The sequence below is a fragment of the Geobacillus sp. LYN3 genome (assembly GCF_003064505.1).
Classification (GTDB): domain Bacteria; phylum Bacillota; class Bacilli; order Bacillales; family Anoxybacillaceae; genus Parageobacillus_B; species Parageobacillus_B toebii.
On sequence record NZ_QCWL01000026.1, the window covers coordinates 1 to 3424 of the forward strand.

Annotated in this window: 2 protein-coding genes and 3 pseudogenes; 1 reads left to right on the forward strand and 4 read right to left on the reverse strand. The window is 37.4% G+C overall.

What is annotated here, in order from left to right; all coding sequences use genetic code 11:
• Positions 1-46: 46 nt before the first annotated feature.
• The 3 genes and pseudogenes from DCC82_RS16630 to DCC82_RS16645 all read right to left on the reverse strand — a co-directional run.
• A pseudogene (locus DCC82_RS16630) lies at positions 47-706 on the reverse strand (APC family permease); the annotation flags it as partial.
• Positions 707-1515: 809 nt separating this feature from the next.
• A complete protein-coding gene (locus DCC82_RS16640) occupies positions 1516-2400 on the reverse strand; it encodes a YitT family protein (protein WP_062678177.1) in 885 nt (294 codons plus the stop codon).
• A 153-nt stretch (positions 2401-2553) separates the two neighbouring features.
• Positions 2554-2682: pseudogene (locus tag DCC82_RS16645) on the reverse strand (ISNCY family transposase); the annotation flags it as partial.
• 69 nt (positions 2683-2751) lie between these two features.
• On the opposite strand from DCC82_RS16645, the gene DCC82_RS16650 reads away from it, so the two are divergent.
• Positions 2752-2916, forward strand: coding sequence for a helix-turn-helix domain-containing protein (locus DCC82_RS16650; RefSeq protein ID WP_073967901.1), 165 nt, complete (start codon positions 2752-2754; stop codon positions 2914-2916).
• A gap of 60 nt (positions 2917-2976) precedes the next feature.
• Here the strand turns inward: DCC82_RS16650 and DCC82_RS16655 are convergent.
• A pseudogene (locus DCC82_RS16655) lies at positions 2977-3210 on the reverse strand (tyrosine-type recombinase/integrase); the annotation flags it as partial.
• Between the last annotated feature and the right edge of the window lie 214 nt (positions 3211-3424).

The following is a 3424-nucleotide window of genomic DNA, read 5'->3' on the forward strand; positions in this document are numbered from 1 at the left end:
AATAATTTTATTATTCAGCCACTTCATCCCGATGACTAAAGTCACGGGCTTTCGTAGCAGTTATTCTTGTAATTCCAGGCACCGCAGTACCGATCGGCGTATGTAAGGTAGACGGTGCTTGTCCATTTATAATATGAAAAATCCCAACAATAATGAGAATTACGAGCGCCAACACAAACAAATAAACGGGATATGCCAAAACGGAAGCGGATTCGGTTACGCCTCTCAGATTAAGAATAGTGATAAACACAACCAGTGCGACAGCAATTCCTACTGTGTGTTGATGCAAAACTGGAAACGCGGATGTAATGGCATCCGTTCCCGCGGACACACTTACTGCCACGGTTAGAATATAGTCGACCAATAAAGAGCCTCCAGCAATGAGCCCCGGATTTATGCCTAGGTTCGTTTTGGAAACAACGTAAGCCCCTCCTCCATGCGGATAAGAGTAAATGATTTGGCGATACGATAAAATAAGCGCCACCAATAGAATAAGAACTCCAATCGCAATAGGAATGGAATACCAAAATGCAATAGCTCCAATCGACGCAAGAACAAGCAAAATCTGTTCCGTACCGTACGCAACCGAAGATAGAGCATCAGAAGATAAGACAGCCAATGCCTTTAATTTGTTCAGCTTTTGTTCTCCTAGTTCGGTTGATTTCAACGGTCTGCCAATTAAAAATCGTTTTAACGACGAAAACATATATGCACCACCAGTATGTAGAATTTCCATAAGAATATTATCATTTTTCTCAGAAAATGAATAGCCTTGGCTTCATTATTTTCGATCATCTATAGAACGATGGTAGATTACTTAAATTAGTAAATTAAGATAACTGGAAGACTCTCTCCAGTAAATATTTGGATCATTTTCGTCCTGCATATATCCTGTTTGATAGATTCTAAATATTCTCTCGGGGAAGAGCCTTTAGCAATTTCTTGAAACTTAATTTTTCTCATCCTGTTCCCTCCTCGGATTTTTAATTTTTCCATACTTATCACCCTTAATTAACAAAAAATTGCTATTATGTTTTTTCTTTCATATATTTTCCAACAACATTTAATAAAACACGAAATGACTGAATAATATCCAGTGATGGATCGCTTGCTTCACCATTTTTTATCCATACAAATATTTTTGCCTTTTCAAGTTTGCCAGAATACTCTTCACTAAGTTTGGACTTATTCTTTTTTAGCCAGTTTATTCAGAAAACTCCATTTCGTTCGCTCCTTTATAAAACTCCATGCTTTATCCTAAAAATAAAAGCGCCGCCCCGATCGGAGCGACTCCCTGCTTCAAACAAAATATCCACTAAAAGTCTGCCGTTTTTCTACCAATTAACAAGAAGCTTTAATATAGCCTTTTATCTACTTAATGACTCGCTTAGCACCTATATATCGGTCTTTCCAATATTTATCACTCATTTTAACAACTTTTACACCTTTTGATGTTGCACCAATAAACGTACCGTTTCCGTAATTTTGTTCGATTATAATTTAGAAAAAGACACCTTAATGAATATCTCTTTTCTTAAAACGTCCACCGCGTACTTCAGCCATATCTGCTATAGCTAAAAAAGCATTTGGGTCATTTTCTTCGACAATTTCTTTAAGTTTGGCCTCCTCAAGACGAGTAATCACACAAAATATCACTTTTTTACCGTCACCAGAGAATGCTCCTTCTCCGCTTAAATATGTAACACCGCGCCCTAATCGGTTCATGATAGCATTCCCAATGGCTACAGGATTATCACTAATAATCCATGCCGACTTCGATTCATCTAATCCTTTAATGACAACATCAATCGTTTTAAAAGCAATCACATAGGCTAAAATTGAATACATTGCTCTATCCCAAGTGTAAACAAACCCAGCAGCACCAAGAATAAAAATATTAAAAAACATGATGATCTCGCCAACAGAGAAAGGGAGTTTTTTGTTCATGAGTATAGCGAGTATTTCTGTGCCATCCAAAGCGCCGCCATAACGAATGACAAGACCTACGCCCGTACCTAGAATCATTCCGCCAAAAATGGTAGCTAATAAAAGGTCGTCTGTGAAGGCTGGAATAGGATGAAACAGAGAAGTAAAAATGGATAAAACGATAATCCCAAACAATGAGGAGATAGCAAAAGTTTTTCCAATTTGTTTATAACCCATAAAAAAGAACGGAAGGTTTAAAAGAAAAATAAAAATTCCAAGACGAAAACCCGTAATATGTGAAAGCATAATTGAAATGCCTGTTATGCCTCCATCGATAATGTTATTAGGGACTAAAAAGATTTCAAGTCCTACTGCCATTAAAACAGCCCCGATGAAAATAGCAGTTGCTCTTTTAGCGATTTTAGCTTTAGATAACCGTTGATGTTGAATCTGCACCTTGCTCAATTCAGTCATGTTTTTCCTCCTTTTTCTATAAAATGGATCTGTACATTTTTTTATTATAACAAAAGCAGATAGTTCGTTAAATTCATGATTGCGCATATTATGTTCCTTCTCCCCTTGCGCAACAAATTTTACTAAACTGTTTAACTATTATAATTATCCAAACACTGGCGTCCTTCCTGTCACATGCGGTGTTTCTGGCAACGACAGAGAGTCAATATATCGAAATAAGGATGCTAAAAGTGGATCCATTTCGTAAGACCATGCATGTTCGTTGTTTAAATGGAAAATCATGATAGTGCCCACCCTTTGGAGAGTTGTTTTTTGGCTACTGTATATGATTTCCAAGGTGGTGGATTTTTTATGTGCATTTATGCATTCGTTATGCGTTTTGCAACACGTTCTATATTGAAAAATGGAAAGGCAAAAGCGATTCGATTATCAACTTTAGATGCGATTTGTAAGGCTTTAGAATGTCAGCCTGGAGATATTTTAGAATACAAAAGCGACGAAGACACTCAAGGATAATAAAGAGGCACAAATCATGAGTGCCCTAAAACAAATCGTTCGTTCGCACAACCAACTTTGTTAAAATTTCAGCAACGCCTCCACCGCATCCGCCAAATCACTGTAGCTGTCTTTTAAGTATCGAGATGTCGTGGCGATATTGCTATGGCCGGCAAGCCGCCGTACTTTCTCAATGTCGTTGTTCGTGACCTTCAGCATTCACTTACAAAACGTATGGGGCGTAAGTTTTTTATTCGGCAGGCTGTAGCTTTCAATCATTCGCTGGATGCCCCGTACCGAAAACTTACTAGTTTTTAATTGAATTTATTGCTCAAAATCTATTCAGAATTACAAAGAGCTAAAAAGCGAACTGCCGTTGAACGAGTGAATGTAAAAAATTGGACCCCATGAATTCGGAACGTTTACGCTGTGAAAAAAATTAACTCTGATTGTTAAAAATGTAACTATTCAGCCACATGATCAAGTGAGCTGAATATTTTTTGTATTTCCTGTCTATGATGTGAATATT

Excerpts from the sequence above, each read along its gene's own strand:
- DCC82_RS16640 (WP_062678177.1), bottom strand. The coding sequence starts at position 2,400 with ATGACTGAATTGAGCAAGGTGCAGATTCAACATCAACGGTTATCTAAA.
- DCC82_RS16650 (WP_073967901.1), top strand. The coding sequence starts at position 2,752 with ATGTGCATTTATGCATTCGTTATGCGTTTTGCAACACGTTCTATATTG.